The organism is Rappaport israeli (assembly GCF_001888055.1).
GTDB lineage: Bacteria > Pseudomonadota > Gammaproteobacteria > Cardiobacteriales > Cardiobacteriaceae > Rappaport > Rappaport israeli.
Genome location: NZ_LXHZ01000004.1, coordinates 113,980 through 139,510, shown reverse-complemented (window position 1 = coordinate 139,510; position 25,531 = coordinate 113,980). Strand labels below are relative to the sequence as shown.

The 25,531-nt window shown below is 49.6% G+C and carries 25 protein-coding genes and 5 pseudogenes; 19 read left to right on the top strand and 11 right to left on the bottom strand.

Annotated features, from left to right (window positions below; translation table 11 throughout):
- From glyS to A5N84_RS01410, 3 genes and pseudogenes are all read right to left on the bottom strand, one after another.
- Positions 1-1,970: pseudogene (gene glyS, locus A5N84_RS01420) on the bottom strand (glycine--tRNA ligase subunit beta).
- Positions 1,971-2,091: 121 nt separating this feature from the next.
- Positions 2,092-2,974: pseudogene (gene glyQ / locus A5N84_RS13185) on the bottom strand (glycine--tRNA ligase subunit alpha).
- Between the two features lie 129 nt (positions 2,975-3,103).
- Positions 3,104-3,247, bottom strand: coding sequence for an entericidin A/B family lipoprotein (locus tag A5N84_RS01410; RefSeq protein ID WP_072280987.1), 144 nt, complete (start codon positions 3,245-3,247; stop codon positions 3,104-3,106).
- 143 nt (positions 3,248-3,390) lie between these two features.
- Here A5N84_RS01410 and A5N84_RS01405 point away from each other — a divergent pair, with 143 nt between their 5' ends.
- The 5 genes from A5N84_RS01405 to A5N84_RS01385 all read left to right on the top strand — a co-directional run bounded on the left by A5N84_RS01405 (position 3,391) and on the right by A5N84_RS01385 (position 7,920).
- Entirely contained in the window at positions 3,391-4,329 is a 939-nt protein-coding gene (locus tag A5N84_RS01405) for an SPFH domain-containing protein (RefSeq protein WP_072280986.1), read from the top strand.
- Between the two features lie 14 nt (positions 4,330-4,343).
- Positions 4,344-4,781: an NfeD family protein gene (locus tag A5N84_RS01400; RefSeq protein WP_233119815.1), complete on the top strand. Its 438-nt coding sequence runs from the start codon at positions 4,344-4,346 to the stop codon at positions 4,779-4,781.
- A 9-nt stretch (positions 4,782-4,790) separates the two neighbouring features.
- Positions 4,791-5,546 carry a phosphodiester glycosidase family protein gene (locus A5N84_RS01395; RefSeq protein WP_072280985.1) on the top strand — a complete coding sequence of 252 codons (756 nt, stop codon included), beginning with the start codon at positions 4,791-4,793 and terminating at the stop codon, positions 5,544-5,546.
- Positions 5,547-5,561: 15 nt separating this feature from the next.
- Positions 5,562-7,061, top strand: a complete 1,500-nt coding sequence (locus A5N84_RS01390; protein WP_072280984.1) for a Ppx/GppA phosphatase family protein — start codon at positions 5,562-5,564, stop codon at positions 7,059-7,061.
- 148 nt (positions 7,062-7,209) lie between these two features.
- Positions 7,210-7,920 (top strand): autotransporter outer membrane beta-barrel domain-containing protein, encoded by a 711-nt coding sequence (locus tag A5N84_RS01385; protein WP_072280983.1) that lies wholly within the window; start codon positions 7,210-7,212, stop codon positions 7,918-7,920.
- Positions 7,921-7,989: 69 nt separating this feature from the next.
- On the opposite strand, the gene A5N84_RS01380 is transcribed toward A5N84_RS01385, so the two are convergent.
- Positions 7,990-9,891: an ATP-binding cassette domain-containing protein gene (locus tag A5N84_RS01380; RefSeq protein WP_072280982.1), complete on the bottom strand. Its 1,902-nt coding sequence runs from the start codon at positions 9,889-9,891 to the stop codon at positions 7,990-7,992.
- A 141-nt stretch (positions 9,892-10,032) separates the two neighbouring features.
- Between A5N84_RS01380 and A5N84_RS01375 the strand changes: the two genes are divergently transcribed.
- The 4 genes and pseudogenes from A5N84_RS01375 (at position 10,033) to A5N84_RS01360 (ending at position 11,844) form a co-directional block, all read left to right on the top strand.
- Positions 10,033-10,536, top strand: a complete 504-nt coding sequence (locus A5N84_RS01375; protein ID WP_143324775.1) for a YbhB/YbcL family Raf kinase inhibitor-like protein — start codon at positions 10,033-10,035, stop codon at positions 10,534-10,536.
- Positions 10,537-10,539: 3 nt separating this feature from the next.
- Positions 10,540-10,761, top strand: a complete 222-nt coding sequence (locus tag A5N84_RS01370; protein WP_072280981.1) for a hypothetical protein — start codon at positions 10,540-10,542, stop codon at positions 10,759-10,761.
- Positions 10,762-10,866: 105 nt separating this feature from the next.
- Positions 10,867-11,208: pseudogene (locus tag A5N84_RS01365) on the top strand (energy-coupling factor ABC transporter permease); the annotation flags it as partial.
- 3 nt (positions 11,209-11,211) lie between these two features.
- Positions 11,212-11,844: an arylesterase gene (locus tag A5N84_RS01360; protein ID WP_072280979.1), complete on the top strand. Its 633-nt coding sequence runs from the start codon at positions 11,212-11,214 to the stop codon at positions 11,842-11,844.
- On the opposite strand, the gene A5N84_RS01355 is transcribed toward A5N84_RS01360, so the two are convergent.
- The 6 genes and pseudogenes from A5N84_RS01355 to A5N84_RS12355 all read right to left on the bottom strand — a co-directional run bounded on the left by A5N84_RS01355 (position 11,841) and on the right by A5N84_RS12355 (position 17,430).
- Positions 11,841-12,485 (bottom strand): alpha/beta fold hydrolase, encoded by a 645-nt coding sequence (locus A5N84_RS01355; protein ID WP_072281024.1) that lies wholly within the window; start codon positions 12,483-12,485, stop codon positions 11,841-11,843. The genes A5N84_RS01360 and A5N84_RS01355 overlap by 4 nt on opposite strands.
- A 16-nt stretch (positions 12,486-12,501) precedes the next feature.
- Positions 12,502-14,156 (bottom strand): annotated as a pseudogene (gene leuA, locus A5N84_RS01350) (2-isopropylmalate synthase).
- Between the two features lie 145 nt (positions 14,157-14,301).
- Positions 14,302-14,493, bottom strand: coding sequence for a hypothetical protein (locus A5N84_RS01345; protein ID WP_158008612.1), 192 nt, complete (start codon positions 14,491-14,493; stop codon positions 14,302-14,304).
- Positions 14,469-16,280, bottom strand: a complete 1,812-nt coding sequence (locus A5N84_RS01340) for an FUSC family membrane protein (RefSeq protein ID WP_072280977.1) — start codon at positions 16,278-16,280, stop codon at positions 14,469-14,471. The genes A5N84_RS01345 and A5N84_RS01340 overlap by 25 nt, the downstream gene beginning before the upstream one ends.
- Positions 16,277-17,350, bottom strand: coding sequence for a hypothetical protein (locus tag A5N84_RS12360; RefSeq protein WP_072280976.1), 1,074 nt, complete (start codon positions 17,348-17,350; stop codon positions 16,277-16,279). The genes A5N84_RS01340 and A5N84_RS12360 overlap by 4 nt, the downstream gene beginning before the upstream one ends.
- Complete coding sequence (locus tag A5N84_RS12355; RefSeq protein ID WP_269844233.1) at positions 17,305-17,430, bottom strand: hypothetical protein; 126 nt, start codon at positions 17,428-17,430, stop codon at positions 17,305-17,307. The genes A5N84_RS12360 and A5N84_RS12355 overlap by 46 nt, the downstream gene beginning before the upstream one ends.
- A 50-nt stretch (positions 17,431-17,480) precedes the next feature.
- Between A5N84_RS12355 and crcB the strand changes: the two genes are divergently transcribed.
- The 3 genes from crcB to A5N84_RS01315 all read left to right on the top strand — a co-directional run bounded on the left by crcB (position 17,481) and on the right by A5N84_RS01315 (position 19,743).
- Positions 17,481-17,861, top strand: a complete 381-nt coding sequence (crcB, locus tag A5N84_RS01325; RefSeq protein ID WP_072280974.1) for a fluoride efflux transporter CrcB — start codon at positions 17,481-17,483, stop codon at positions 17,859-17,861.
- A gap of 74 nt (positions 17,862-17,935) precedes the next feature.
- The gene (locus A5N84_RS01320) at positions 17,936-18,928 is read left to right on the top strand and encodes a nuclease-related domain-containing DEAD/DEAH box helicase (protein WP_072280973.1); all 993 of its coding nucleotides are present in this window, start codon (positions 17,936-17,938) and stop codon (positions 18,926-18,928) included.
- Between the two features lie 116 nt (positions 18,929-19,044).
- Entirely contained in the window at positions 19,045-19,743 is a 699-nt protein-coding gene (locus A5N84_RS01315; RefSeq protein ID WP_072280972.1) for a 3'-5' exonuclease, read from the top strand.
- Here A5N84_RS01315 and A5N84_RS01310 read toward each other — a convergent pair.
- Positions 19,721-20,059 carry a hypothetical protein gene (locus tag A5N84_RS01310; protein ID WP_072280971.1) on the bottom strand — a complete coding sequence of 113 codons (339 nt, stop codon included), beginning with the start codon at positions 20,057-20,059 and terminating at the stop codon, positions 19,721-19,723. The two genes, A5N84_RS01315 and A5N84_RS01310, sit on opposite strands and share 23 nt — an antisense overlap.
- Before the next feature lie 239 nt (positions 20,060-20,298).
- On the opposite strand from A5N84_RS01310, the gene A5N84_RS01305 reads away from it, so the two are divergent.
- From A5N84_RS01305 to A5N84_RS10430, 7 genes and pseudogenes are all read left to right on the top strand, one after another.
- On the top strand, positions 20,299-21,189 hold the full coding sequence (locus A5N84_RS01305) for an NAD(+)/NADH kinase (RefSeq protein ID WP_072280970.1): 891 nt from the start codon (positions 20,299-20,301) through the stop codon (positions 21,187-21,189).
- Between the two features lie 14 nt (positions 21,190-21,203).
- Positions 21,204-22,508: a DNA repair protein RecN gene (locus A5N84_RS01300; RefSeq protein WP_143324772.1), complete on the top strand. Its 1,305-nt coding sequence runs from the start codon at positions 21,204-21,206 to the stop codon at positions 22,506-22,508.
- On the top strand, positions 22,462-22,884 hold the full coding sequence (locus A5N84_RS09785) for a DNA repair protein RecN (protein ID WP_143324771.1): 423 nt from the start codon (positions 22,462-22,464) through the stop codon (positions 22,882-22,884). Before A5N84_RS01300 ends, A5N84_RS09785 begins: the two co-directional genes overlap by 47 nt.
- A gap of 64 nt (positions 22,885-22,948) precedes the next feature.
- On the top strand, positions 22,949-23,095 hold the full coding sequence (locus tag A5N84_RS10170) for a hypothetical protein (protein WP_158008611.1): 147 nt from the start codon (positions 22,949-22,951) through the stop codon (positions 23,093-23,095).
- Positions 23,092-23,289, top strand: coding sequence for an outer membrane protein assembly factor BamE domain-containing protein (bamE, locus tag A5N84_RS01295; RefSeq protein WP_072280969.1), 198 nt, complete (start codon positions 23,092-23,094; stop codon positions 23,287-23,289). Before A5N84_RS10170 ends, bamE begins: the two co-directional genes overlap by 4 nt.
- Before the next feature lie 45 nt (positions 23,290-23,334).
- Complete coding sequence (gene serS, locus A5N84_RS01290) at positions 23,335-24,615, top strand: serine--tRNA ligase (protein ID WP_072280968.1); 1,281 nt, start codon at positions 23,335-23,337, stop codon at positions 24,613-24,615.
- Positions 24,616-24,624: 9 nt separating this feature from the next.
- Positions 24,625-25,472, top strand: a pseudogene (locus tag A5N84_RS10430) (substrate-binding domain-containing protein); the annotation flags it as partial.
- Positions 25,473-25,531: the final 59 nt, after the last annotated feature.

The window sequence follows — 25,531 nt, the reverse complement described above, 5'->3', positions numbered from 1 at the left end:
CTACACCGACAGCAACGACAAATCCGCCACCCTATCAAATCCAGCCTGCAACCTCTGCAACAGCGCCAAACGATTACGCCTAAGCGCCTTATCCTCAGCATTGACCATCACCGAAGCAAAAAACGCCTCCAATGGTGATGCCAACGACCCCAACGCCGTCAACACCTGCGCATAATCACCAGACAATTGCGGCTCAATATTAAGCCACTGTTGCCATAATGCCTGCTCCGCCTGCTCTACAAAAAGCGCCTCATTAACTGTTGCCCCCACCGCCTCCTGCTTACGCAATAGATTGCGAATGCGTTTTGCACTGGCTAATAAACTATTAGCCTGCGCCTGATTTTCTCCCCCTAAAAACGCCTGCAACGCGCGCACTCGCGCCTCAAAATCAAGCAAATCATCCTCACACACCGCGCGCACCGCCTGATACACCTCAGTTGAAACCCCCTGCTCTCGATAATAGCCCTGCAAGCGGTCAAGCACATAATCCCTCACCGCTTGCACCTGCGCTTTTGCATTTAACTCTGGCGCAAAAGTCTGCGCACTCGCCTGAAACATCGCCTGCAAAGACAACGGCAAACGCTTTTCAAGCAACAAACGAATCAACCCAATTGCCATACGACGCAACGCATAAGGGTCTTTACTTCCTGTTGGGCGAGCGCCAATAGCAAACCCACCCACCAGCGCCTCCACCTTCTCCACCACCGCAAGCAACAACGCCGTCTCCCCAGTAGGTAAATCTCCTCCTGATTGAAGTGGGTAATATTGTTGCTCCAAAGCCAACGCCACCTCATTGTCTAGCCCCTGTTGCTGTGCATAATAACGCCCCATAATCCCCTGCAACTCAGGAAACTCCATCACCATCTCACTCAATAAATCGCATTTAGAGAGCCTAACCGCCTGCATAACCTGCGCCTCATCCAGCGTTAAACGCCCTGCTAACATCGGCAATAGCGCCTGCGAAAGACTCACCATGCGACGTGTTTTATCCGCCAACGACCCCAATTTTTCTTGAAAAACAACCTTTTCCAACGCTGGCAAATAATCCTCCAACTGGCGTTTTAAATCTTGTTTCCAGAAAAACTCCGCATCAGCAAAACGCGGGCGAATCACTTTCTCATTCCCCTTTCGCACCACCGCCTCATCTTGCGATTGCAAATTAGCAATCGCCACAAAATACGGCAACATCTTGCCCTTATCATCGACCAGCGCAAAAGTCTTTTGATTATCCTGCATTGTCGTAATCAACACCTCCTGCGGGACTTGCAAAAAACGCGCCTCAAACTGCCCCACCACCGCCACAGGATACTCCACTAAAGACGCCACCTCCGTTAACAATTCTGGCACCAACAACGCATGAGCATTCAACGCCTTAGCCTTATCCCGCACCTGCGCCTCAATCACCGCACGGCGCTCATTAGGCTCAACCAACACAAACGCCTCTTTTAACGCCTGTTCATAACCCATCGCCTCCTCAATCACCACTGGTTGAGGATGATGCATCCGATGCCCTAAACTCTCGCGCCCTGCCTGAACCCCAAAAAACTCCAACGGCAACACCTGCGCATCCATCAACGCCACCACACTCAACACAGGACGCACAAACGATTGCTCATGCTCCCCCCAGCGCATTCGCTTGGCGATAGGCAACGCCAACATCACCTCTGCAAACAAACTGGGCAAAATCTCACTAAGCGCCTGCCCTTTTTGTAGCGCATAAAACATCAACCATTCCCCTTTCTCTGTGGCAAGCGTCTCCAACTCCTCCACATTCACACCACAAGAGCTCGCAAAACCAAGCGCTGCTTCGTCCAGTTGCCCTGCGCATCTTTAGCCGCTTGTAGCGCTGGGCCTCTACGCTCAATCTGCTGGTCAGCCTGCGCCTCACTCACCGCGCGCAACCGCCAAGCCAAACGCCTAGGCGTGGCAAAGTATTCCACCACATCATAATCCAATCCCGCTTCTTGCAACTTTGCCTGCCATAACGCCTGCCCCGCCTGCGCCAAATCCAATACCGCGCGGTTGGCAATTCCTCCAACCCCAACTCAATCAATACATTCACTCGCTTATCCATTACACACCCCCAACAACTTACGCTTGCAACATTGGAAAACCCAATGCCTCACGACTTTCAAAATACCCCTGCGCCACCATTTTTGATAAAGTGCGCACCCGCAAAATATAGCGTTGACGCTCTGTCACCGAAATGGCGCGGCGCGCGTCTAATAAATTAAATAAATGTGAAGCTTTTAACACCTGCTCATAGGCGGGCAAAGGCAATTTTGCCTCTATCAAGCGCTCAACCGCGCGCTCTGCAGCATCAAATTGCGCCAACAAATCCGCCACATCCGCATACTCAAAATTATAAGCCGATTGCTCGCGCTCATTTTGTTGATAAATATCGCCGTAAGTGATGGCGCCATTTGGCGTATGCGTCCACACCAAATCATATACACTTTCCACCTCTTGCAAATACATCGCAATGCGCTCCAAACCATAAGTCAGCTCACCCAACACTGGCTTACATTCCAAACCGCCTGCCTGTTGGAAATAGGTAAATTGCGAAATTTCCATCCCATTGACCCAAACCTCCCCAACCTAACCCCCAAGCGCCCAAAGTAGGAGATTCCCAATTATCTTCAACAAAACGAATATCATGCACCTTCGCATTAATCCCAATCGCCTCTAAAGATTTCAAATACAGTTGCTGAAATTGAGGCGGAGAAGGTTTCATCACCACCTGAAATTGATAATACCGTTGCAAGCGATTAGGATTTTCACCATAGCGCCCGTCTGTTGGGCGACGCGAAGCCTGCACATACGCCGCATTCCATGGTTCAGGGCCAAGCGCGCGCAAAAAAGTCGCACTATGAAACGTCCCAGCGCCCATCTCCATGTCATAAGGTTGGTCAATAATACAGCCTTGCTTTGCCCAAAAAGTTTGCAAAGTAAAAATCATTTCTTGAAAAGTCATTGTCGCCATAATTGTATTTGTGAAGTAATAAAAAGCGCTTATTGTAGAGCAAAACGCTTGAGTATGTAGCGCTAAAGCGCGCCAACAAAAAAGCCCGCTAAGCGGGCTTTTAAAAGCATACAGCCTTTCTTACATTTTTTGCTGTACTTCTGTTGCGGTTTGCGTAACAGCCTCACCGCCTTTTTGTACATCTTTACCTACTCCTTTAACAGTGTTGCAACCTGTTAATGCCACAACGCTGACTAATCCTAATACGAATGCTAAACGACGCATAAAAACCTCCAAAAATTAAAAAAATGTCAAAAACGACCGACGCATTATAAAAAAAAGCCTTTCAGACAACAATACACCCCTTGAATTTTCCCCCTGCTACATTTTTTCCGTATAATCTGAAGCTCATCTTTCAAGGAGTTATCATGAATCCTTTATTTCCTTTCTCTGGATTAACCGTCTTTGCCATTGTTTTAGCCATCTTAATTTATTGGATTGGACGCAAAGCTGTACAAATCGTCCCCCAAGGTTTGGAATACACCGTCTTACGCTTAGGGCGTTACCATCGCACCCTTGAACCAGGATTTACCTTACTCATCCCATTTTTCGAAAGCGTTGGGCATAAAATCAACATGAAAGAGCGCGTTTTAGATATTCCGCGTCAAGAAGTAATCACCAGTGATAACGCCATCATTAGCGTGGATGGTGTGGTGTTTTTCCAAGTGATTGATGCCTCTAAAGCCGCCTATGCCGTCGATGATTTAGAATTTTCTATTTTAAATCTCAGCATGACCAACCTACGTACCGTCATGGGGTCTATGACCTTAGATGAACTGCTCTCGCGTCGCGACGATATCAACACTCGCCTACTCTCTACCATCGACTACGCCACCAACCCATGGGGCGTTAAAGTCACGCGCGTTGAAGTCAAAGACATTACCCCGCCTACCGCCTTAGCCGAAGCCATGGCAAGACAAATGAAAGCCGAACGGATTAAGCGTGCCCAAATCCTTGAAGCAGAAGGGCAACGTCAAGCAGAAATTTTACGCTCAGAAGGCGAAAAACAATCGCAAGTGCTTGAAGCGGAAGGGCGCAAAGAAGCCGCTTTTTTAGATGCACAAGCGCGCGAACGCCTAGCGCAAGCCGAAGCACGCGCCACCGTCATGTTATCTAAAGCCATCGCTGAAGGTGATGTGAATGCGGTTAATTATTTTGTCGCGCAGGAATATGTAAAAGCATTGGGCAAATTTGCCGAAAGTTCACAGCAAAAAACCTTTTTCCTCCCCATGGAAGCCAATGGCATCTTAGGCGCTTTAGGAGGCATGGCAGAAATGCTCAAAGCCAATAACGATAAAACCCCTTAAACGAGGCTTGCAATATGATTTTCCCTTGGCTGATTGACCCTATCTTTTGGAATTGGCTTATTCTTGGCGCTTTACTCTTATTATTAGAAGCTTTAAGCGCCTCTTTCTTTTTCATGTTTTGGGCAACTGCCGCCTTTATCTTAACCGCGCTGACCTATTTCTATCCTGCAATGACCTGGCAATGGCAACTCATTAATTTTGCGCTCTTATCTCTTCCTGCACTATTGGCTTGGCGTAGTGTTGCGAAAAAATGGCAAAAAGACCCGAATGATACTGCCTCAAAACTCAATAACCGTGGACGTGATTTAATCGGACGGCAATTTACCCTACAAACCCCCATCACACAAAACTATGGCACCTACAAATTAACGACACTTTTTGGATTATCCACGGCGAAGACCTCCCAGCAGGCAGCACCGTTATCATTACCGACCTCAACAGCAGCACTTTAGAGGTTCGCCGTGTCGATTAAAGCACTCAATGCATGGCTTACTTTAGGCGCTGTGTTATTACTACGCCCAACATTTGCACAACCTGCCCCAACGCTTAATTATGAAGAACAAGTTTTTGAAGGCGTAACCTACGGCATTTACCGCCCAAAAACATCGAACATCTCTTTACATTGGCAAGATAAAGAGCAAAAAGCTTACGGCTCTTTTAGCGCCTTGTATCACGCACTTCAAGCGCAAAATCGCCAAGTTCTTTTTATCACCAACGCAGGCATTTATAGCAAATCCTACCGCCCAGCGGGCTTATGGATAGAAAAAGGACAAACCTTAAATGCACTCAACACCCAATCAGGTAGTGGCAATTTCCATCTCCAACCCAACGGTGTTTTTTTAATCAATGACCAAGGCGCACACATTCTCACCACTAAAGACTATCAGCGCCTAAATCCCAGCGCATTTTATGCCTTACAATCAGGGCCTATGTTGGTTATTAATGGGAAAATCAACCCTAGATTTCAACCACAGCTTAAAAGCCCCTACAAACGCAACGCCGTTTGCATCGACAAAGAGGGCAACCCAGCCTTTATTCTTACGCTAAAACGTACCCAAGAATGGCCTAATCTCTATCAATTTGCCCACGCGCTTAAAAACCTATCCTGCCAACAAGCCCTTTATTTAGATGGCTCTATTTCCAGCTGGTATTTACAAGGCAAAGCTGGATTATTTCACTGGTCAACTTTTGTTGGACTGATTGCCGTAACCCTATAAATTTCTGGACACCCCATGACCTCTACAAATCCCTACTACGCCGCCCTTGATTTAGGCTCTAATAGCTTTCATCTCATCATCGTCAAAAACAGCGAAAACGGCTTACAGTCTATCGATAAAGTCAAACACATGGTGCGCCTAGGCGAAGGACTACAAAGCAATGGATTGCTTGATAAACAAGCTTTTACACGTGGCATTAAGGCACTTGAACAAATGCAGCAAGTTCTTGCGCCCATTCCAAACGAACAGATTCGCGTAGTTGCGACCAACACCCTGCGCATCGCCAAAAATGGCGCTGAGTTTATTGCAGAAGGCGAACGCGCGCTTGGGCATCCCATCGACCTTATCAGCGGAATTGAAGAAGCGCGCCTCATTTATTTAGGCATCACGCGCCACAACCACTTTACCGAACCCAACCTCGTTATTGACGTAGGCGGTGGCTCAACAGAAATTATCGCAGGCGATGGCAAACAACCCATCATCTTGCGTTCGCTTAAAATGGGATGCGCTAATCTTGCTTTGAAATTTTTCAAAAAAGGCAAAATCACTCATGATAACGTCAACCACGCCATGGCATACGCTGGGCAACTCATCGAACCCAATATTTACGAACTCAAACACCATCCATGGCAGCAAGTCATATTAAGTTCAGGCACCGCTAAAACCATTAAACGCCTCATCGAACAATCCAACCCCACTCATCCCGTCATTAACCGCACCACCTTACAACAACTGCTCCATCAACTCATCGACATTGGCAAAAGTGATAAGCTCGCCAAAAAACTCGATATAAACGAAGCGCGTGCTTATGGTTTTAGCGCTGGAGTCTGCATATTTGCCGCCTTATTTGAACATCTTGAAATTGATAAAGCCATTGTCTCCCAAGAAGCTTTGCGCGAAGGCGTTTTACTTGAACTTATTGGACGCGACAGCCAAAGCCATATTGACGAACGCACCCACACTATCCGCGCCTTTCAAAATCGCTTTAATATCGACCCCGCACATGCCGAGCGTGTTAGCACTCTTGCACAACATCTACACGATCAAATGCCTGCGCTTATCCCCTCGCGCTTTAACAAACTCCTCCACAGCGCCGCCCAACTCCATGAAATAGGGCTTAGTATCGCAAGAAGTGCGCATTACAAACATGGCGCCTACATCTTAGAACATGCAGATATGCTAGGACTCTCCAGCCTACAACAAAAAGCCGTCTCCCTCATCATCAAAGCACAACGCAAAAAAATCCCCCAAGAAGAACTCAACGCCCTCCCGCCTGCAATCCAATCCAGCGTTTGGCAAGCCACCCTTGCCCTACGCCTAGCAGTGCTCCTCTATCGCTCTCGCGCCCCAATTGCGCCTGAACACTACCCACGCATTAGCCACAAAAACAATCACATTCATCTTAATTTTGAGCCTGATTTTTTAAATCATCGCCCCCTAACACTTGCCGACCTAGACGATGAACAAATTTTCTGGCAACAGAGCTCCCCCTACCAACTCAGCTATAGCACCTAACAACCAATATATTTAACGAATTTGTAAAACTTTTAGACCAAAATCATTTGAAATTGGCTTTATTGCTGGATGATTTTCTTGACTGGCAAAAAGAATTGGCGTAAAAAGCCAAATTCATAATTGTTTATTCATACAATAGGAATAGGAAATGAAAAAACTGCTTATCAGCGTCATCGCGCTTTGTTCTATCAGCGCTTTTGCACAACAGCATACTCAAGAACAAGAAAAAGCCAGCCTAACCGCTAAAGCTTCAACTCTAGGACTTGGTGTTGAATACGCCCTGCCCGTAGCGCCTAAAGTAAAAGTAGGCATTGGTGCAAATTATCTAGGGCTAAAGCGCGATTTCACCGACAACAACCTAAACCTTCATGCCAAAGCAAAATTATTCACCGCAGGCATCACTGGCTATTATCAACCATGGGATAACGGGTTTAATCTCAATGGCGGTTTATTTTATAACGCCAACCGAGCCGATTTAACTGGCAAAGCCGAGCAACAAACCACAGGAAAAACCTACACGCTTAACGGAGAACAATACTCTGCCAATAATATTCAGCACATCAAAGGCAGTGTGGATTTTAATAAAATTGCCCCCTATATTGGCATTGGCTATCAAAGTGGCAATTCCAGCCAAGAAGGCTGGGGATTTGATGCAAATCTAGGGGTTATGTATCAAGGCACACCCAAAGTTTCTTTATCCGCTACTTGCTCAAATCAACTAAGCGCAACCGAATTTGGTCAGCAAGTCTGCACTAATCTCAAAAATGATTTAAACGCTGAACGCAACAAATTGCAAAACGACATCAACCGCATGAAATTTTATCCCGTCACCTCTGTTGGCGTTATCTATCGATTCTAAAAACATTTTAGGGATAAAGATAAAAGCGTTGCTCAGTAGCAACGCTTTTTTTATCCTCAACTTCTAGTGTTAATCCGCCCCTTCTTCTAATTCCATCCAGCGCATTAATAATTCATCTAACTGCGCCTGCGCCTGCTCTAATTCTGCTAATGCCTGCGCCTGCTCAGTATGCTCACGCTGATAAAACGCCTCATCTTGAATCACCAACGTTAAGCGCTCAAGCACCTGCTCTGCTTGTTCAATCTTAGCGGGTAATTGCTCTAATTCGCGCTGATGCTTATAACTTAATTTAACTGATTTTGTGGGAGATTTTTCCTTAACCGCAGGTTTTTCTTCTTTAATCTTCTCAACTTGAGCCTTAGGCGCTTCTAACTGCTCAATTGCCCCTCCTTGATTAATCCAATCCTCAAAGCCCCCCACCACCTCCTCAATTTTCCCCAGCGCCTGATTAAACACCCAAGAGCGCGTTACAATTGCATCTAAAAACTGGCGGTCATGGCTGACAATCAACACCGTTCCTTGATATTCCAGCAACACCTCTTCCAATAATTCCAACGTCTCCACATCCAAATCATTCGTCGGCTCATCTAACACCAACACATTCGCAGGTCGTGCGAATAATTTCGCCAACAGCAACCTTGCGCGCTCTCCACCCGATAATGCCGAAACAGGCGTTTGCCAGCGCTCAGGTGGAAACAAAAAATCCTGCAAATACGCCACCACATGCTTACGTTGCCCATTAATCTCCACATAATCTTTCCCTTCACCTAAATTCTCACGCAACGTCTGCGACTCATCCAATGCCGCGCGCAACTGGTCAAAATAGGCAATTTCTAATTTCGTCCCATGCTTTACCTGCCCCTCTTGTGGTGGAATTTTGCCCAGCAACACATTAAGCAAAGTAGTTTTACCCACCCCATTTGCGCCAATTAACCCAATCTTCTCACCTCGTTCAATAATGGCATTAAAATTCTTAATTAAATGCACAGCCCCCTCATGCGCAAAACTCACCCCCTCAGCCACAATCACCAACTTACCCGAACGCTCCCCACCATCTAAACGCAACACCGCCTTACCTTGCTGAGCCAAACGTGCCGCATGCGCTTTGCGCATCTCTTTAAGCGCCCGCACCCGCCCCTCATTGCGCGTACGTCGCGCCTTAATGCCCTGACGAATCCATTTTTCCTCCTCCGCCAGCTTCTTATCAAATTTTGCTTGCGCCAACGCCTGCGCATGCAACAACTCCGCCTGCGTTTGTAAAAACCGCTGATAAGTACTCTTAACATCCAACAATTCCCCACGGTCAAGCGACCAAATTCGATTAGCCACATTTCGCATAAACGCGCGGTCATGGGTAACAAAAATCACCGCACCGGCAAATTCATTTAACACCCCCTCCAACCAAGCAATTGCTGATAAATCCAAATGATTGGTTGGCTCATCTAACAACAACACCTGCGGACGACTTACCAACACGCGCGCCAGCCACACCCGCCGTTTCCAACCCCCTGATAGCGATTCAATGGGCTGCTCCCCTTCTAATTCAAACCGCCGTAACAAATCCTCCACTCGACTCTGCAACTGCCAACCCTCATTGGCATTAATACGCGCCTCCAGCGCCGCCAACTCCTGACCATCTTCATCACGAAAATCTGCCATCAACGCCTGATAGCGCGCCAAATCATCCACCACCGACTGCAACCCTCCCTCTACCACCGCGCGCACCGTTACCCCAGTAATAGTTGGTGGGTCCTGCGGTAAATACGCCACACTCATCCCATCAGCCACCTGAACCACCCCCTCATCAGGAACCTGCGCCCCACGAATCACATTCAACAGCGTTGATTTACCCTCGCCATTACGCCCAAGCAAAGCCACCCGCTCCCCTGCCTCAAGAGAAAAAGACACCTCCTGCAACAAAGGACGCCACCCAAAAGCTAAAGACAAATTCTGCGCCGTTAATAAAGCCACTCAAACCACCTATCTATCATAAAAAAAGCGCCCATTTTCCCCCCAAAGCCCCATAATGCACAAGAACACCCCTAAACGAAAACCCCCAAAATCCGCCCACATCTGCTACCATAGCACTCCATTTATCCAAGGAGTTTTCTCATGCATCAAGCCCCTACCATGACCCTCAAAAGCCCTAGCATCGAAGACGGACAAACCCTGCCTAATACCCACGTCTACAATCAAAATGGCTACAATGGCGCCAATCGCTCCCCTGCATTAAGCTGGCATAATGCCCCTGAAAACACCCAAAGCTTTGCCCTATCTATCTACGACCCCGACGCTCCCACAGGCTCAGGCTTTTGGCATTGGTATCTCATCAACCTACCAGCCAACTGTCACAGCCTTCCGGAAAACGCTGGCAATCCTGAAGCACCCAACCTACCAGATAGCGCGCGTCAAATGCGCAACGACCTAAGCGAATATGGCTTTGTTGGCGCTTTTCCACCCAAAGGCGACAAACCCCATCGCTACATCATCACCGTTTATGCCTTAGACATCCCCAAACTCGAACTCCCCGACAACGCCACCACCGCCTTTGCAGGGTTTAACGTTCTTTCACACACCATTGCCCAAGCCAGCCTTAGCGCCTATTACAGCTGTTAAACCATGAACCTCCATCCGCAGCTCTTCTCCCCCTTTATCCTTTGGGCTGCCACCTTCCTTTGGCTCGCGCTCACCCTCTATGCTGGGCTTAGCATCCGCTGGCAAAGCGTGCGCCAACATCGCATTGTATTGCATATCTTTTTTGCCAGCACACTCACCCTAACCCTTCTAAGTCTTTTGCGCACAGGCGTTTTACCCAACCTAGGCATACACCTTATGGCTTAACCGCCGCAACCCTTATGATGGGTTGGCGCTTTAGCCTACTGGCAAACGCCCTAAGCCTTATCCTTTTAAGCCTATTACAAATAGAAACCCCCCTTAGCCCTAGGACTAAACGGACTCCTTCAAGGTGCAATCCCCATCTTTATCAGTTATGGCTTTTGTCGCCTATTGCAACGCCTACTCCCACACAATCCCTTTATTTTCACCCTAGGAGCAGCCTTTTTTGGGGGATGCCTCGCACTTGCAGGCGTTATTCTTACAACCGCTCTCACCCTCAGCCTATTAGACATCTACCCTTGGACGCTCACTTGGCATAAATACACCAAATTCCTCCCCGTTATCATCTACCCCGAAGGCTTTATTAACGGCGTATTCATTAGCGCCATGGTCGCCTTTTATCCCTCACTCCTAAGTTGTTTTAACCCCAAAAGTTATTTTAAAGGACACTAAAGCATGAAACTCTTCAAACACCTCTCACTCCTTCTTTTCCTACTCATTTTGAGCGCCTGTCAAAACGAATCCACCACACAGAAACGCCTACCCAGCACCGCCACCGTCCTCGCGCTAGGCGATTCCTTAACCAAAGGCTACGGCGCCTCACCTGAACAAAGCTACCCCAGCCTACTTGGCAAAAAAACTCAATGGCACGTTATCAACGCTGGCATCAACGGCAACACCAGCGCCCAAGCGCTAGAGCGCCTGCCCGCTCTTCTTGACCAACACCACCCCGATTTTGTCCTTATCAGCATTGGGGGCAATGATTTCCTGCAGCGCCTTGATGAACAAAAAACCAAAGCCAACATTCAAGCCATCGTTGACACTCTCAAAGCCCAAAACACCCCCATGCTCCTTATTGGCATTCCCTCCTACAGCCTCCAAGCCGCCCTAGGACACCCCAAAGACCACCCCATGTATCAACAAATTGCCAACGACAACAATCTCCCCCTCTTAAGCAATGCATGGGGCGACGTCTTAAAAAAAGACAGCCTCAAATCTGACCAAGTCCACCCCAACGCCCAAGGCTACCAAGAATTTACCCAAACACTGCTAAAAGCCCTACGCCAACAAGGCTTTCTCAAATCCTAACCTGCCACCGCATCGCCATGGTTAAAACAGCCATGGCGTAAAAAATACCCCGTCTGCTGTGCAACTTGCCAATCTAACAACATTCCAGAATGAGAAACAGGCAAAACAATCTCATCACAAGCCTTTGCAACTCTCGTTTCATACACAAACACCGTCCCATCATTGTCTTTATCGCGCGAAGACAAAATCAACCGCCCCAACCCTCTAGACGCCGACCCCGCAATACTGCCCAACGCCACCCCTTCAGGCAAAGGCGGCACCTGCCCATCTAATCCTAAAGTATACGAACGCCCCAACACACTCGGCACAAACTCCCTTAACCGTCTAGCGGCAAAACTCCCCTGATGCGGTGTTCCAATCGTAACACAGCGCCTAATCTTAACCTGCGGATAACGATATAAAAAATGCCGAATCACCAACCCCCCTAAACTATGCCCCACCAAAAACAGCGCTTCATCTTCTGCTTGATAGCGCACAAGCCAACGCGCCAAACGCTCACTGTGCGCTGCCACCGACTGAAGCACACTATGGTAACCAAAACACGCCGTCTTAAACCCTTGTTGTTGCAAACGCCAAGCAAGTGGCTGCATCACCCACGCATGCATATGCAAACCATGCAACAAAACCACCCGTCCCCCCACAGACAAAAACCTCTTATTACACCGCTAAAACCACCGCATTCAACGCCGCACGCAACATCGCACTCACCGTATCGCGACTATATGCAATCCCCGTTGACAACCCATTTTCAACAAACAGTTGAACATACGCCACCGCCTGCGCATCGGTTGCCTGCGTCATCGCATGTTCAGCATAATTCGTTACACTAATGCGCCGCGCAAAATATCTCTCTAGCGCCTGAATAAACGCGCTTAATGCGCCATTGCCTTCCCCTTGAATCGTAATAATCTCCCCACGAACCCACAACTGCGCCTCTAAAGAATCCTGCTTTGCCTGTCGTTGCAAACGATACCCCTCCAAGCGAATAGCCTCATCCTCAGACCAATACAACCGCTCAAACAGCGTCATAATATCCTGAGAACTCAACTCCTTTTGCGTGCGCTCAGATTCTTTTTGCACCTGATTTGCAAAATCAATCTGCAACCATCTAGCACCTGCAACCCATAATCGCGCGCCAAAATATAAGCCACGCCCCCCTTACCCGACTGACTATTAATGCGCACCACATCCTGATAGGAACGCTCAATATCTAACGGATCAATCGGCAAATACGCCACATCCCAATAAGGCGAATCCTTTTCGTCATACTCCAAAGACTTCTTAATTGCATCTTGATGCGACCCTGAAAACGCCGTAAAGACCAACTCCCCCACATAAGGATGGCGCGGATGAACAGGCAAATTATTGCATTCACTCACCACCTGCACCAATTCATTCATATTGGAAAAATCAAGTTCAGGATCAATCCCCAAACTATACAAATTCATCGCCATCACCATAATATCCATATTCCCCGTACGCTCCCCATTACCCAAAAGCGTCCCCTCCACACGGTCAGCCCCTGCCAACACCGCCAGCTCCGACGCCGCCACCGCACAACCGCGGTCATTATGCGTATGCACACTCACCACCACATGCTCACGACAAGACAAATGCCGACAGAAATATTCCACTTGGTCGGCAAATAAATTTGGCGTTGAACACTCCACCGTTGCAGGCAAATTAATAATCACCTTCTGCCCCTCCTGAGGGCGCCACTGCGCACACACCGCCTCCACCACCTGCAAAGCATAATCAGGTTCTGTTTGAGAAAAACTCTCAGGCGAATATTGAAAAATCCACTCACTATCTTTATAGCGCGCCGCATAGCCCTGCAACAAGCGCGCGCCCTCCACCGCGATAGCGCAAATCTCCTCTTTAGACTTACGAAACACCTTCTGCCGTTGCACGCGCGAAGTTGAGTTATACACATGCACAATCGCACGCTTCACCCCCACCAGCGCCTCAAAAGTCCGCGCAATCAACGCCTCCCGCGCCTGCACCAACACCTGAATTGTAACATCCTCAGGGATATGCCCCTCCTCAATCAACAAACGCGTAAAATCAAATTCAATTTGCGAGGCAGAAGGAAAGCCAATTTCAATCTCCTTAAAACCACACGCCACCAACAATTTAAAAAAGCGCAATTTTTGCTCAATCGTCATCGGGTCAATCAACGCCTGATTGCCATCGCGCAAATCCACACTTGCCCAAATAGGCGCCTTATCCAACCGCTTATCTGGCCAACGGCGCTCCTCAATTGGCGCTGAAAATGCAAAATCCGAATATTTTTTATGTGAAAAACCAGCCATAACATCCCCTCAAAATAAATCATAAAAATTGCCAGTATAACCAAACCCACCAACAAAAACCTACCCATCCTCACAAACAATCAACCCCTGCAACTCCCCCACACTACCTACCAAACGCTCAAACTGAAACGCAACAACCGCCCCCTTATCCCCCCAAAAACACCCCTTCCTCCATTTTTTGCACCCTCTCCCTTTGCGAAAGCGCCAATAACTGATCAACCAAGCGATATGCATAACTCACACAAAGCGCGCGCTCCTTCTCTGAAAACCCCTGCACCACAGCGCGCGCCGCCCCCAACGCCGACAACTCACTCAACACCCGAGACAACTGCGCCAACACCGCCTCCGCCCACGGCAACTGTCTGCCATAGCGCCTAGCAACGCCGCCATCTCCTCTACCACCAAAGCAAGCTGCGACACCTGCTCATGCGCGCGACGACGCGCCAAACGATATTGCGCGTCCCCCTCAGATATCCCCGAAAACTCCGCCACAATCGCCTGCAAATACTGTCCAGCCTCAAAAATAGCCTTATCCACCACCTCCCTAGCCGACCAATACCGCCAATCAGGAAACAACCAACTCACCGCCATCCAAGCCGCCCCTGCTCCCAGCGCCGTATACACCAAACGTAAAAACAACGTCGCCTCCACATGCATCACCAACAGCATAAACCCCAACAATGCCTGCAACGTAATCAACAGAGTTGCCAAACGATAATTCACATTCAGCGTATAGAAAAACCCCACATTTGCCCCCACCATCAACACAATCAACCCACCTGCATTCACCCCAACCCACTCCACCGCCCACGCCAACACCACCCCCAAAAACGTCCCCACAATCCGATGACGCAAACGCGCTTGCGTCGCCACATAATTTGGACGCATCACAAACACCGCCGTCAACAAAATCCAATATCCAAGCGGCAAATCCAACCCCTCCACCACCCCACTAATCCCCAATGTCAGCAAAGCCATCCGAAGCGCATGGCGAAAATCACGCGAGCGCAACGTCAAATTCCGCCCAAGCAACCCCACCACCGCACGCCAACCATTGACCTCATCAGCCATAATCTGCGCCCTTCTAGCCGCTTGCACCTCAACCCCCTGAAGCAACGCCTCCAACAACCCATTCACCTGCGCCAAATTCTCCACAATCTGCCCCACCACCAACGCATTAGGGCGCTCCTGTTGACGTGCCAAAGCCAAGCGCAACCCAACCAGCGCACGCTCTAAGCGCGCGGAGAAATCCGCCTGCGCCTCTCCCTCCAAAACGCGCGCAAACTGCCCACACACCCGCGATTGAAGCGCAATCAACCCCCCAATTCGAAACAACACATCACAATCGCCCCAATCACGCGCCAAGCGCTGATAATCCACATGACTCGAATTCACCCGCTCATGCATCTCCTGCGCCAACCAATACTCCTGCAATTGCCGTCTAGTCCTAAGTCGCACCCGCTCATGCCCCAAACGACGAAACAACGACACACGACAACGATTCATCACCGCCACCAACGCCCCATTTTTACGCGCGAGTTGCGCCTGTAGCGCACCAATCTCAACCACCTCATCTGGATTAAAAAAACTCGCCTTCACCGCCATAAAAGCAGATAGCTCCTCAAACAACGCCACCAAATCCGCCTGCACAGGACGATTAGGCATTAACGCATGCACCAGCAACCCCACCAACTGATAACCAAGCGCGCCTGCAACAATCAAAGCAGGACTGACAAACCACGCCAAAGCATCCTGATAAATTAACAGCGTATAAAGCGCCACCACCAACCCCCCAAACGCCACCGTACGATAGCGCCCATCTACCGCCCCCAAAAACGTCATCACAAACGCCAACAGCGTCATCACCCCCATAAGCGCCCACGAAGACCTAGCCGACCACTCCACCGCCACACTCACCACAGCAAACAACAACGTCACCCCAAGCATATAGCGAAATCGCCCCAACAAACGATGGTCAACATCCACCAACCCACCCGCAATCACCCCTAAAAACAGCCCAACCGCCCAATCCAACTGCCCCGACAGCGCCACAACCGCCCCCACCAGCACAAAACTCACCCCAGCAGGCAACACCGCCAACCACCGTGCACTCACCCATCTCATCTATCACCCCCCTCTAAAATCGCCAACTGCGCCTGATAAATCGCCTCTCCCAACGCCTTCCCTGCAAACCCCAACGCCTGAAAAGCCTCCACATCTAGCGCCAACAAATCCTCCTGCATTCTCTCAATTGTAGCCAACACCGCCCCCTCCAACCCCAATGCCAGCACTAGCGTCCTAATCTCACCCCGCGCCCGCAAACTCCCACACACCTTAAACACCTGCCAACGCGCCAAAGCCGAAGCCTGCGCCCACTGTCGCAAAATCGGCGCACATTCGACAAACAACCGCCCCCACTGAATAAATAACCTAGGCAAAGGCAACTGTTGCGCCATCGCCTCCAACGTCCCCTCACAAGCCGCCAGCCAACCTGCCAAACGCACCTCCGCCAGCCCACAGCGCCCCCCCACCGCCACCAACTGCGCCTGCATCTGCAAAAACTCCTGCTCAGAAACCCATTGAAGCCCCAAAACCGACAACCCTCCCAAAGCAAACAACCCCTCAAAAAATAACGCACTTCTAGGCAACTCCAACACCTTCACCACCTCCACCCACACCCGCTCAGGCGTTAAATAATCCAACTCCCCTGACGCCACCATCCTCATAGCCAACGCCCAAGTCTCGGGCGCAATCTCAAATCCCAACGGCGCAAAGCGCGCATAAAAACGCAACAGACGCAACACACGCAACGGATCCTCCACAAACGCCGCCGACACATGGCGCAACCGACGCGCATACAAATCCTCAAGCCCACCTGATACATCCACCACCTGCCCCCGCGCGTCCACCGCCAACGCATTAATCGTCAAATCCCTGCGCAGCAAATCCTCCTCAAGAGCAACCGACGGCGCAAAATCCACCGCAAACCCCCCATAGCCCACCCCCGACTTTCGCTCCCTGCGCGCCAAAGCATATTCAAAACCCGAAACAGGATGCAAAAACACTGGAAAATCCCGCCCCACCAAGCGAAACCCCCGCGCCAACATCCCCTCAAAATCCCCTCCCACCACCACATAATCCAAATCCTTCAGCTCAAGCCCCAACAGCGCATCTCTAACCGCACCACCCACCAAAAAACCGCCTCACCCTCAGCCAAATCCAGCATAAACCCCGAAGCCATCTTCGCATCTAATGTTAAAAAAACATTGTTCATCTCAACCCTCCCCTCTACAATAAAAATCCCCAACCCACCCCCTACACCCCATGCATCCAATACTTGCCATCAGCCTAGGAGGCGCTCTTGGCGCGCTTAGCCGCCACTATCTCAGCCAACTCCTCCAGCGCCACCTCCCCCTTACCCCCCCATGGACAATTTTACTCATAAACCTATTGGGTTGCTTTTTAATTGGACTAATAAGCGCCCAACTGACCCACCACCGCAACGGCGAAAGCTGGCACCTCCTCCTTATCACAGGTTTTTTAGGAAGTTTTACCACCTATTCAACCTTTGCCCTACACAGCACCCAATATCTACAACACACCCCCGAAACCTCCTTTATCCTCCACCTACTCAGCCAAATAATATTTGGACTTCTCGCCTGCCTACTTGGACTCCAACTCAGCCACTGGCTCAACAAACCCTAAAAAGAACAAACCCTTTGCTAATACCGCCCAACCATGCTTACAATATCCAAACTTTACAATAACAATTTAAAACCATGGCAACATTTCTCACCCCTTTAAAAAACATGAACGCTGGCGAAAAACGCGTCGCCACCTTTTTAAACACCTATCTAGATGATGAACATCTCATTTGGTTTGACATCCCCACCCAAGGCACCCAGCGTCGTTTTCCTGATTTTCTCATTTTTCATCCACGCTACGGACTTATCTCCTTAGAAGTAAAAAACTGGACATGGCGCAACCTCCACAGCCTCAATCAAAACCAAATTCAACTCAAACAAAACGACACCCTACAAACCCGCACCCACCCACTAAAACAAGCGCGAGATTGCCTCCTCCCTATTATTACAGTTCTACAAAAAGACCCTCAGCTCCTACGTCAAACCGAACCCTATAAAGGACACCTTGCCCTGCCGTGGGGATACGGCGCAATAATGAGCAACTGGAAACGCCTTCCCAAAGACCATCCACAAATTGATGCCATAGAAAAATGCTTTCCTGATGAAAAAACCTTCTACCAAGAAGACCTCGACCTTAAAAACATCGACCCGCAAGCCTTTCGCGAAAAACTTTACAACCTCCTCCCTTTTATCCCCGAACGCTCCCTCAGCAAAGCCCAAAGCGAACGCATTCGCGCCCACATCTTCCCTGAATTTATCATTAAACAACAATTTGATTTATTCAGTCCAAACGCTCCAGCCCCCTCCCTCCCCGACCTCATTCACGTCATGGACACCCACCAAGAAACCATTGCGCGCACCATGGGCGATGGGCATCGCGTTATACATGGCGTTTCAGGCTCAGGCAAAACCGTCCTGCTAAAACATCGCGCCCGCGTTCTTGCCAAACAAACCACCCCAGAAAAACCCGTCCTTGTTATTTGCTTTAACATCGTCCTTGCACAACAACTCAAAACACAACTCAACGACGAACGCATCCACGTTTACCATTTTCACGGCTGGTGCATGACCCTAAGAGACCAATACAACATCAAAATCACAGGCAATAAAGCTACTACCACAATCTAGTCGACAGCATCTGCCAAGCGATTGAAAACAAACAAATCCCCCATCACCTATACCATGCCGTCTTAATAGATGAAGGACACGATTTTGCCGAACACTGGCTCAAAAGCCTCACCTACATGCCCGACCCCGCCCATAATCATCTTCTTTTACTATATGACGACACCCAAAGCATTTATGACAACCGCAGAGGCATTAATTTCACCCTCTCCAGCGTTGGCATCAAAGCCGTAGGACGCACCAGCATCTTACGCATCAACTACCGCAACAGTCGCGAAATTCTTACAACCGCTGACCAATTTGTACAACACTTCCTTACCCAAACCGACAGCGACGACGACAGCATTCCCATTCTTGCCCCACAAAGCAGTGGCAACAGCACAGGCATAGAACCACAATTTTATTACTACGACAGCCAAACCCAAGAACTCAATGGCGTCCTCACCCATCTCCAACAATGGCTTGACAAAGGAATTAGCGCGCAAAACATAGCCATTCTCTACACCCATAATGATTTTGCCAGAGCGCTCCATAAACACATCGAAGCGCAAAATATCCCCGTACAATTTCTGCTCTCACAAAAAGACAAAAGCACCTACAACAACAGCAAATCCACCATCACCCTTTGCAGTATCGCCAGTAGCAAAGGCTCTGAATATAGCCATGTTATCCTAACAGGTATTGGACAATGTCCAGATGATAGCCAGCGCTCCCAATATGTCGCACGTCTAATCTATGTCGGCATGACCCGCGCCACTCACAGACTTATCCTCACAGCCTCGCAAAGCAACACCTTCACCCACTTACTAGAAGAATAATTGACTTCGCCCATAAAAAAACGGCGTACCCAAAAGCACGCCGTCTCATCTCAAAGCAAGCTAAGATTATTTCGCCACCATTTCCGTTGATGTTTTTTCTAAATGATATAGTTGGAGAAGTGAAAAAGTAGTACAAGACGGCGAGCCGCAGACAGTACAGATAGTACGGCAAGGCGAGCCAACGCCGTAATACTTTTTCAATTCTTCGACTATAGTTTAAAATCTCATCAATTTTGCCCTCAACCTTAAGCTTGGCGATACCATCATTGAGCTTATTCAACAACTCCTGATTATTTTTTTGCGTTACAATCACCAAATAAGCGCCAAACCAGCATGTTTTTTCATCAAAAAAGCCATAAAAACTCCTAAATAAAAAAATAAAATAACAAAAAACACCTAGTGGCTCAACCTCATACAAACAAATCAATAACATTTAATAACATTTAATAACATTTATATCAATATCCTAATTGGCTAATAATCCAAAACAGCATAATCTACCCACCCCCAGCAATCATCGTTATAATAACCGCCCTTTTATCACCCAAAACACCCATGCAATCTAACCATTTCAACCGCATCGGCATTATTGGCAAATATGGCGCTGATTATGTAGACGACATCATTCACCGCGTCCTAGACCACCTACAAAGTCGCCAAATCGACGTCCTCCTCGACACCGACACCATGCCCGAAACCCTGCGCGCTCATCCCAACGCATACCCCCTTCAAGAGTGGTCTAATCAAATTGAGCTTGCCATCGTTATCGGAGGGGACGGCACTTTCCTCCATGCAGGACGTGCGCTCATCTATCAAACCATCCCTCTTGTTGGCATCAACAGCGGACGCCTAGGCTTTCTAGCCGACCTCCCACAAGAAAGCCTCGAAACCCAACTCAACCACATCTTAGAAGGCAACTACCGCCTAGAAACCCGCCCCACCCTCAAAGTAACCCTCAAACACCCCCACGCCCCACCCCTTGAACTTCACGCCATCAACGACGCCGTCATCCACAAATGCAAAATGGCGCGCATGGTAGAGCTTAACGTCAGCGTCAACCAATGCTTTCTCTCGCACTACCGCGCAGACGGACTCATCCTCTCCACCCCCACAGGCTCAACCGCCTATGCCCTCTCAGCTGGCGGGCCTATCATCGAACCCACTCTTGAAGTCATCCTCGCAGCCCCCATCTGCCCCCACAGCCTAAATCACCGCCCCGTTGTGCTAAGCGCACAAAGTGAAATTGAAATCACCATGCGCCCTAACAGCTTCAAAGACCTCCAACTCACCCTTGACGGACAAGAAGAATATCCCCTAACCCTTGAAGACCGCCTCCTCATCACCCGTGGCACCCCCCTACCCGTCATCCACCCTAGCGACTACCGCTTCCAAGACCGCCTACGACAAAAACTCAACTGGGGCATCAACCCCGACGACCCCACCTAACCCAAAAAAAAACCATGCTCAAAACACTTCACATCGAACAATTCGCCATCATCGATAAAAGCGAAATTCAATTCCAACAAGGCTTTAACGTCCTTTCTGGCGAAACAGGCGCAGGCAAATCCATTCTCATTGACGCCCTAGGTCTTGCACTTGGTGAGCGTGCTGATGCCAGCCTTATTCGCCCCCCCCATAATAAAGCCAGCGTACAAGCGCATTTTTACCCCATTCCCAGCGCACTAGAGCAGCACCTACAAGCCAACGACCTAGACGACAGCGACACCCCAAAGCAATGCCTAATCCGTCGCCACATACGCCCAAACGCCAGCAAAGCCTTCATAAACGACCAAGCCATCACCAGCAAAACCCTTAAAACCATCAGCGAACAACTCATCAGCATTCACGGGCAACAAGTCAACCAAAGCCTCCTAAAACCCAGCACCCAACGCCAACGCCTTGACCGCTACGCCGATAACGACGCCCTCCTACAACAAGTCAAACAAAGCTACCACCAAATCCAAGACCTCCAACACGCCCTCAGCCAATGGCAAACCCAACAACAAAATCAGCAAGAACGCCTAAACCTCCTCAACTACCAACTAGAAGAATTCGACCACATCGCCCCCAAAAACAATGAATTCACCCAACTTAGCGCCACCCACGCCAGCCTAAGCTCTGCTGATGAAATCCTCACACAAGGACAACACCTACTCAACCTAATACAAAACGACCACAGCGACGCCCTAGCCCCCACCCTACGCCAAATCAAGCAAATGCTTAGCAAAATCAGCCAGCTTGACCCACGCTTTGAAGAAGCGCACGAACTATTCCAACAAAGCAAAATCTATTTAGAAGAAAGCCACGACCTAATCCAAAAACACCTCCAAAAAACCGAACACGACCCCCAAACGCTCCAACAAATCGACCAACGCATGAGCGCCCTACACAGCCTCGCGCGCAAACACCACATCCACCCCGACCAACTCCACCCCCACTGGCAAACCCTAAAAGCCCAACACCAACAACTCACCCAACAAAACCAGCAAAACGACCACCTCCAACAACACCTCCAAGACGCCCAAACCCACTACCAAACCCTCACAAAACGCCTACGCCAAGCTCGACAAAAAGCCAGCGCACCGCTAGCGCAAGAAGTCCAGCACTGGATACGCCAACTAGGTATGAGCCAAGCCACCTTCCACATCACCCTCACCCCCAGCGACACCCCCAGCGAACACGGGCAAGACGACATCCAATTCCTCCTTTGCGCCAATCTTGGACAATCCCCCCCAGCCCCTACAAAAAGTCGCCTCAGGCGGTGAGCTTTCGCGCGTTAGCCTCGCCATAGAAGTCGCCTGCCTAGACGAAGCCCCCGTCCCCACCGTCATTTTTGACGAAATCGATGCAGGCATAGGCGGCGAAGTTGCCGACACCATCGGGCGCCTACTCAAAACCCTCAGCGCCACTCGCCAAGTCATCTGCATCACCCACCTCCCACAAGTTGCCGTCTATGCCGATGCCCATTTTCTCATCGACAAAACCCACCACAACGGACAAACCCAAACCCAAGTCCACCGCCTAGAAAACGCCCAACGCATCCGTGAACTCGCGCGCATGCTTGGCTCAGCCGATAGCCCCACCTCACAACAACACGCCCGCGCCATGCTCAAAAACGCCCAAAATCAGCGCCCAGATTAGCCTACCGCATTGCGCCTGCTTTGGTTATAATGCGCGCCTTGTTGCCGACTATAAAGGAAAACTCATGAACCACCTCCACCGCCTAAGCCTACTACTAAGCCTTACCCTAGGACTTAGCGCCTGCACCAATAACCCCTTTCTTTATCGCCCCGACATCATCCAAGGCAACGTCTATCAAAACAGCACCATTGACCGCCTCCACCTTGCATGAGCCGCGAAGACGTACACCGCCTCCTAGGCAGCCCAGCCCTCACCGACCCCTTCACCCCCAATATCGATCTCTACCTCTATCACTACCGCATAGGGGACAACCGCCACCTTTACCAAGGCAACACCACCATCTACTACAACGCGCAAAACCTCATCACCCACATCGAAAAAACCCCCATCAGCCGACAACCCTAATTTAATCCCCACAATAGTTAATAATTAATCGTTAAGGACTTAATCATGATTGACGCAAAAAGCCTACGCCAAGACCTAGAAACCGTCATAAATGCCCTACAAACACGAGGCTACACCTTCCCGCGTGAACATTACCAAACCCTTGAAAACGAACGCAAAACCTTACAAGTAGACAGCGAACAACTTGCCGCCAAACGCAAAACCCTCTCACAAGAAATCGGGCAAAAAAAAGCCAAAGGCGAAAACAGCGACGACCTCATGCAACAAGTCAGCGTCCTAAGCGACAGCCAAAGCCAAATTGATACCAAACTACAAACCATCCAAATCCAACTAGACGACCTCCTAACCAGCCTCCCCAACCTTCCAGCCCCCACTACCCCCATTGGCAAAGACGAAAGCGACAACATAGAAATCCGCCGAGTGGGCACACCGCGCAACTATGATTTCCCTGTAAAAGAGCATGCCGATTTAGAACAAATTGGACTGGATTTCACCACCGCCAGCAAACTCTCAGGCGCGCGCTTTGTCGTCTTACATCACCACCTAGCCCGCCTCCACCGCGCCCTAGCGCAATTTATGCTCGACACCCACAGCCAAAAACACGGCTATCAAGAAACCTACGTCCCCTATCTAGTCAACGCCAACAGCCTCTTTGGCACAGGACAACTCCCCAAATTTGGCGAAGACCTATTTAAAACCCAACTAGGCGAACGCGATTTCTACCTCATCCCCACCGCCGAAGTCAGCCTCACCAATATCGTTGCCAACAGCATCATCGACGCAGAACAACTCCCGCTTAAATTCGTTGCCCATACCCCTTGCTTTCGTGCAGAAGCAGGCGCACACGGGCGCGACGTGCGCGGCATGATTCGCCAACATCAATTTGACAAAGTCGAACTCGTGCAAATCGTCCACCCAGAGCAATCCGACCAAGCACTAGAAGAACTCACCGCACACGCCGAAGCCATCTTACAAGCGCTCGAACTCCCCTACCGCGTCATGGCATTATGCACTGGCGACATGGGCTTTAGCGCCCAAAAAACCTACGACCTCGAAGTCTGGCTTGCAGGACAACAAAAATATCGCGAAATTTCCTCCTGTAGCAACTGTGGCGACTTCCAAGCGCGACGCATGCAAGCGCGCTATCGCGATAAAACCATGAAAAAACCCCAACTCCTCCACACCCTAAACGGCTCAGGACTTGCCGTTGGGCGCACCCTTGTCGCTATCTTAGAAAACTACCAACAAGCCGATGGCAGCATTGCCATTCCTCGCGTCCTACAACCCTACATGGGCAACCTTAGCCATATTCCTGCAACCCACTAAGCCAACATCATGCGCATTGTCCTAATCCTTAGCCTGCTACTTGCTCAAAGCGCCCAAGCGCAAACAAGTCGCAACTACATCAGCATCGTTGGCTCCTCCACCCTCTACCCCTTCGCCACCTTAGTGGCGGAGCATTTTGGCAAAACCAGCGATTTTCGCACCCCCAAAATTGAAGCCACAGGCACAGGGGGCGGATTTAAACTATTTTGCGCAGGCATAGGCGCCGCCTATCCCGACATCAGCAACGCCTCACGTCCTATCAAAGACAGCGAACGCGAAGACTGCAAAGCCAACGGCATCCACGACATCAGCGAAATTAAAATCGGCTATGATGGCATCGTATTAGCGCAACAAAAAAACCGCCCCACCCTCAACCTCACCAACGCACAAATATTTTTAGCGCTTGCCAAACAAATCCCCGACCCCCAAAATCCAAAAAACCTCATCGACAACCCCTACCAACGCTGGTCAGACATCGACCCAAGCCTCCCCACAAGCGCCATTAAAGTCCTAGGGCCACCGCCAAGCTCAGGCACGCGCGACGCCTTTGTTGAACTCACCATGGACAAAGGCTGCCAAAGTTTTACAAGCTTAAACACCTACGACAGCAACACCCATAAAGCCATCTGCCAAGCATCCGCGAAGATGGCGCCTTTGTCGAAGTAGGAGAAAACGACAACCTAATTGTCAACAAACTGGCGGAAAATCCCGACCTTATCGGCATCCTAGGCTACGCCTTCCTTGAAGAAAATAGCGACAAAATCCAAGCCGCACACATCAACCACACCCCCCCAAGCATCGAAAACATCAAAAACGGCAGTTATCCACTTGCGCGCCCCCTCTATTTTTACGTCAAAAACATCCACATTGGCGTTATCTCAGGACTAAAAGAATACGTCAACGCCTTCCTCTCCCC

Bases quoted from the DNA above. Each gene is read 5' to 3' on its own strand.
- A5N84_RS01410 (WP_072280987.1), bottom strand. From the start codon at position 3,247: ATGCGTCGTTTAGCATTCGTATTAGGATTAGTCAGCGTTGTGGCATTA.
- A5N84_RS01405 (WP_072280986.1), top strand. From the start codon at position 3,391: ATGAATCCTTTATTTCCTTTCTCTGGATTAACCGTCTTTGCCATTGTT.
- A5N84_RS01400 (WP_233119815.1), top strand. From the start codon at position 4,344: ATGATTTTCCCTTGGCTGATTGACCCTATCTTTTGGAATTGGCTTATT.
- A5N84_RS01390 (WP_072280984.1), top strand. From the start codon at position 5,562: ATGACCTCTACAAATCCCTACTACGCCGCCCTTGATTTAGGCTCTAAT.
- A5N84_RS01385 (WP_072280983.1), top strand. From the start codon at position 7,210: ATGAAAAAACTGCTTATCAGCGTCATCGCGCTTTGTTCTATCAGCGCT.
- A5N84_RS01375 (WP_143324775.1), top strand. From the start codon at position 10,033: ATGCATCAAGCCCCTACCATGACCCTCAAAAGCCCTAGCATCGAAGAC.
- A5N84_RS01370 (WP_072280981.1), top strand. From the start codon at position 10,540: ATGAACCTCCATCCGCAGCTCTTCTCCCCCTTTATCCTTTGGGCTGCC.
- A5N84_RS01360 (WP_072280979.1), top strand. From the start codon at position 11,212: ATGAAACTCTTCAAACACCTCTCACTCCTTCTTTTCCTACTCATTTTG.
- A5N84_RS01340 (WP_072280977.1), bottom strand. From the start codon at position 16,280: ATGAGATGGGTGAGTGCACGGTGGTTGGCGGTGTTGCCTGCTGGGGTG.
- A5N84_RS12355 (WP_269844233.1), bottom strand. From the start codon at position 17,430: ATGAACAATGTTTTTTTAACATTAGATGCGAAGATGGCTTCGGGGTTT.
- crcB (WP_072280974.1), top strand. From the start codon at position 17,481: ATGCATCCAATACTTGCCATCAGCCTAGGAGGCGCTCTTGGCGCGCTT.
- A5N84_RS01320 (WP_072280973.1), top strand. From the start codon at position 17,936: ATGGCAACATTTCTCACCCCTTTAAAAAACATGAACGCTGGCGAAAAA.
- A5N84_RS01315 (WP_072280972.1), top strand. From the start codon at position 19,045: ATGCCCGACCCCGCCCATAATCATCTTCTTTTACTATATGACGACACC.
- A5N84_RS01305 (WP_072280970.1), top strand. From the start codon at position 20,299: ATGCAATCTAACCATTTCAACCGCATCGGCATTATTGGCAAATATGGC.
- A5N84_RS01300 (WP_143324772.1), top strand. From the start codon at position 21,204: ATGCTCAAAACACTTCACATCGAACAATTCGCCATCATCGATAAAAGC.
- A5N84_RS10170 (WP_158008611.1), top strand. From the start codon at position 22,949: ATGAACCACCTCCACCGCCTAAGCCTACTACTAAGCCTTACCCTAGGA.
- bamE (WP_072280969.1), top strand. From the start codon at position 23,092: ATGAGCCGCGAAGACGTACACCGCCTCCTAGGCAGCCCAGCCCTCACC.
- serS (WP_072280968.1), top strand. From the start codon at position 23,335: ATGATTGACGCAAAAAGCCTACGCCAAGACCTAGAAACCGTCATAAAT.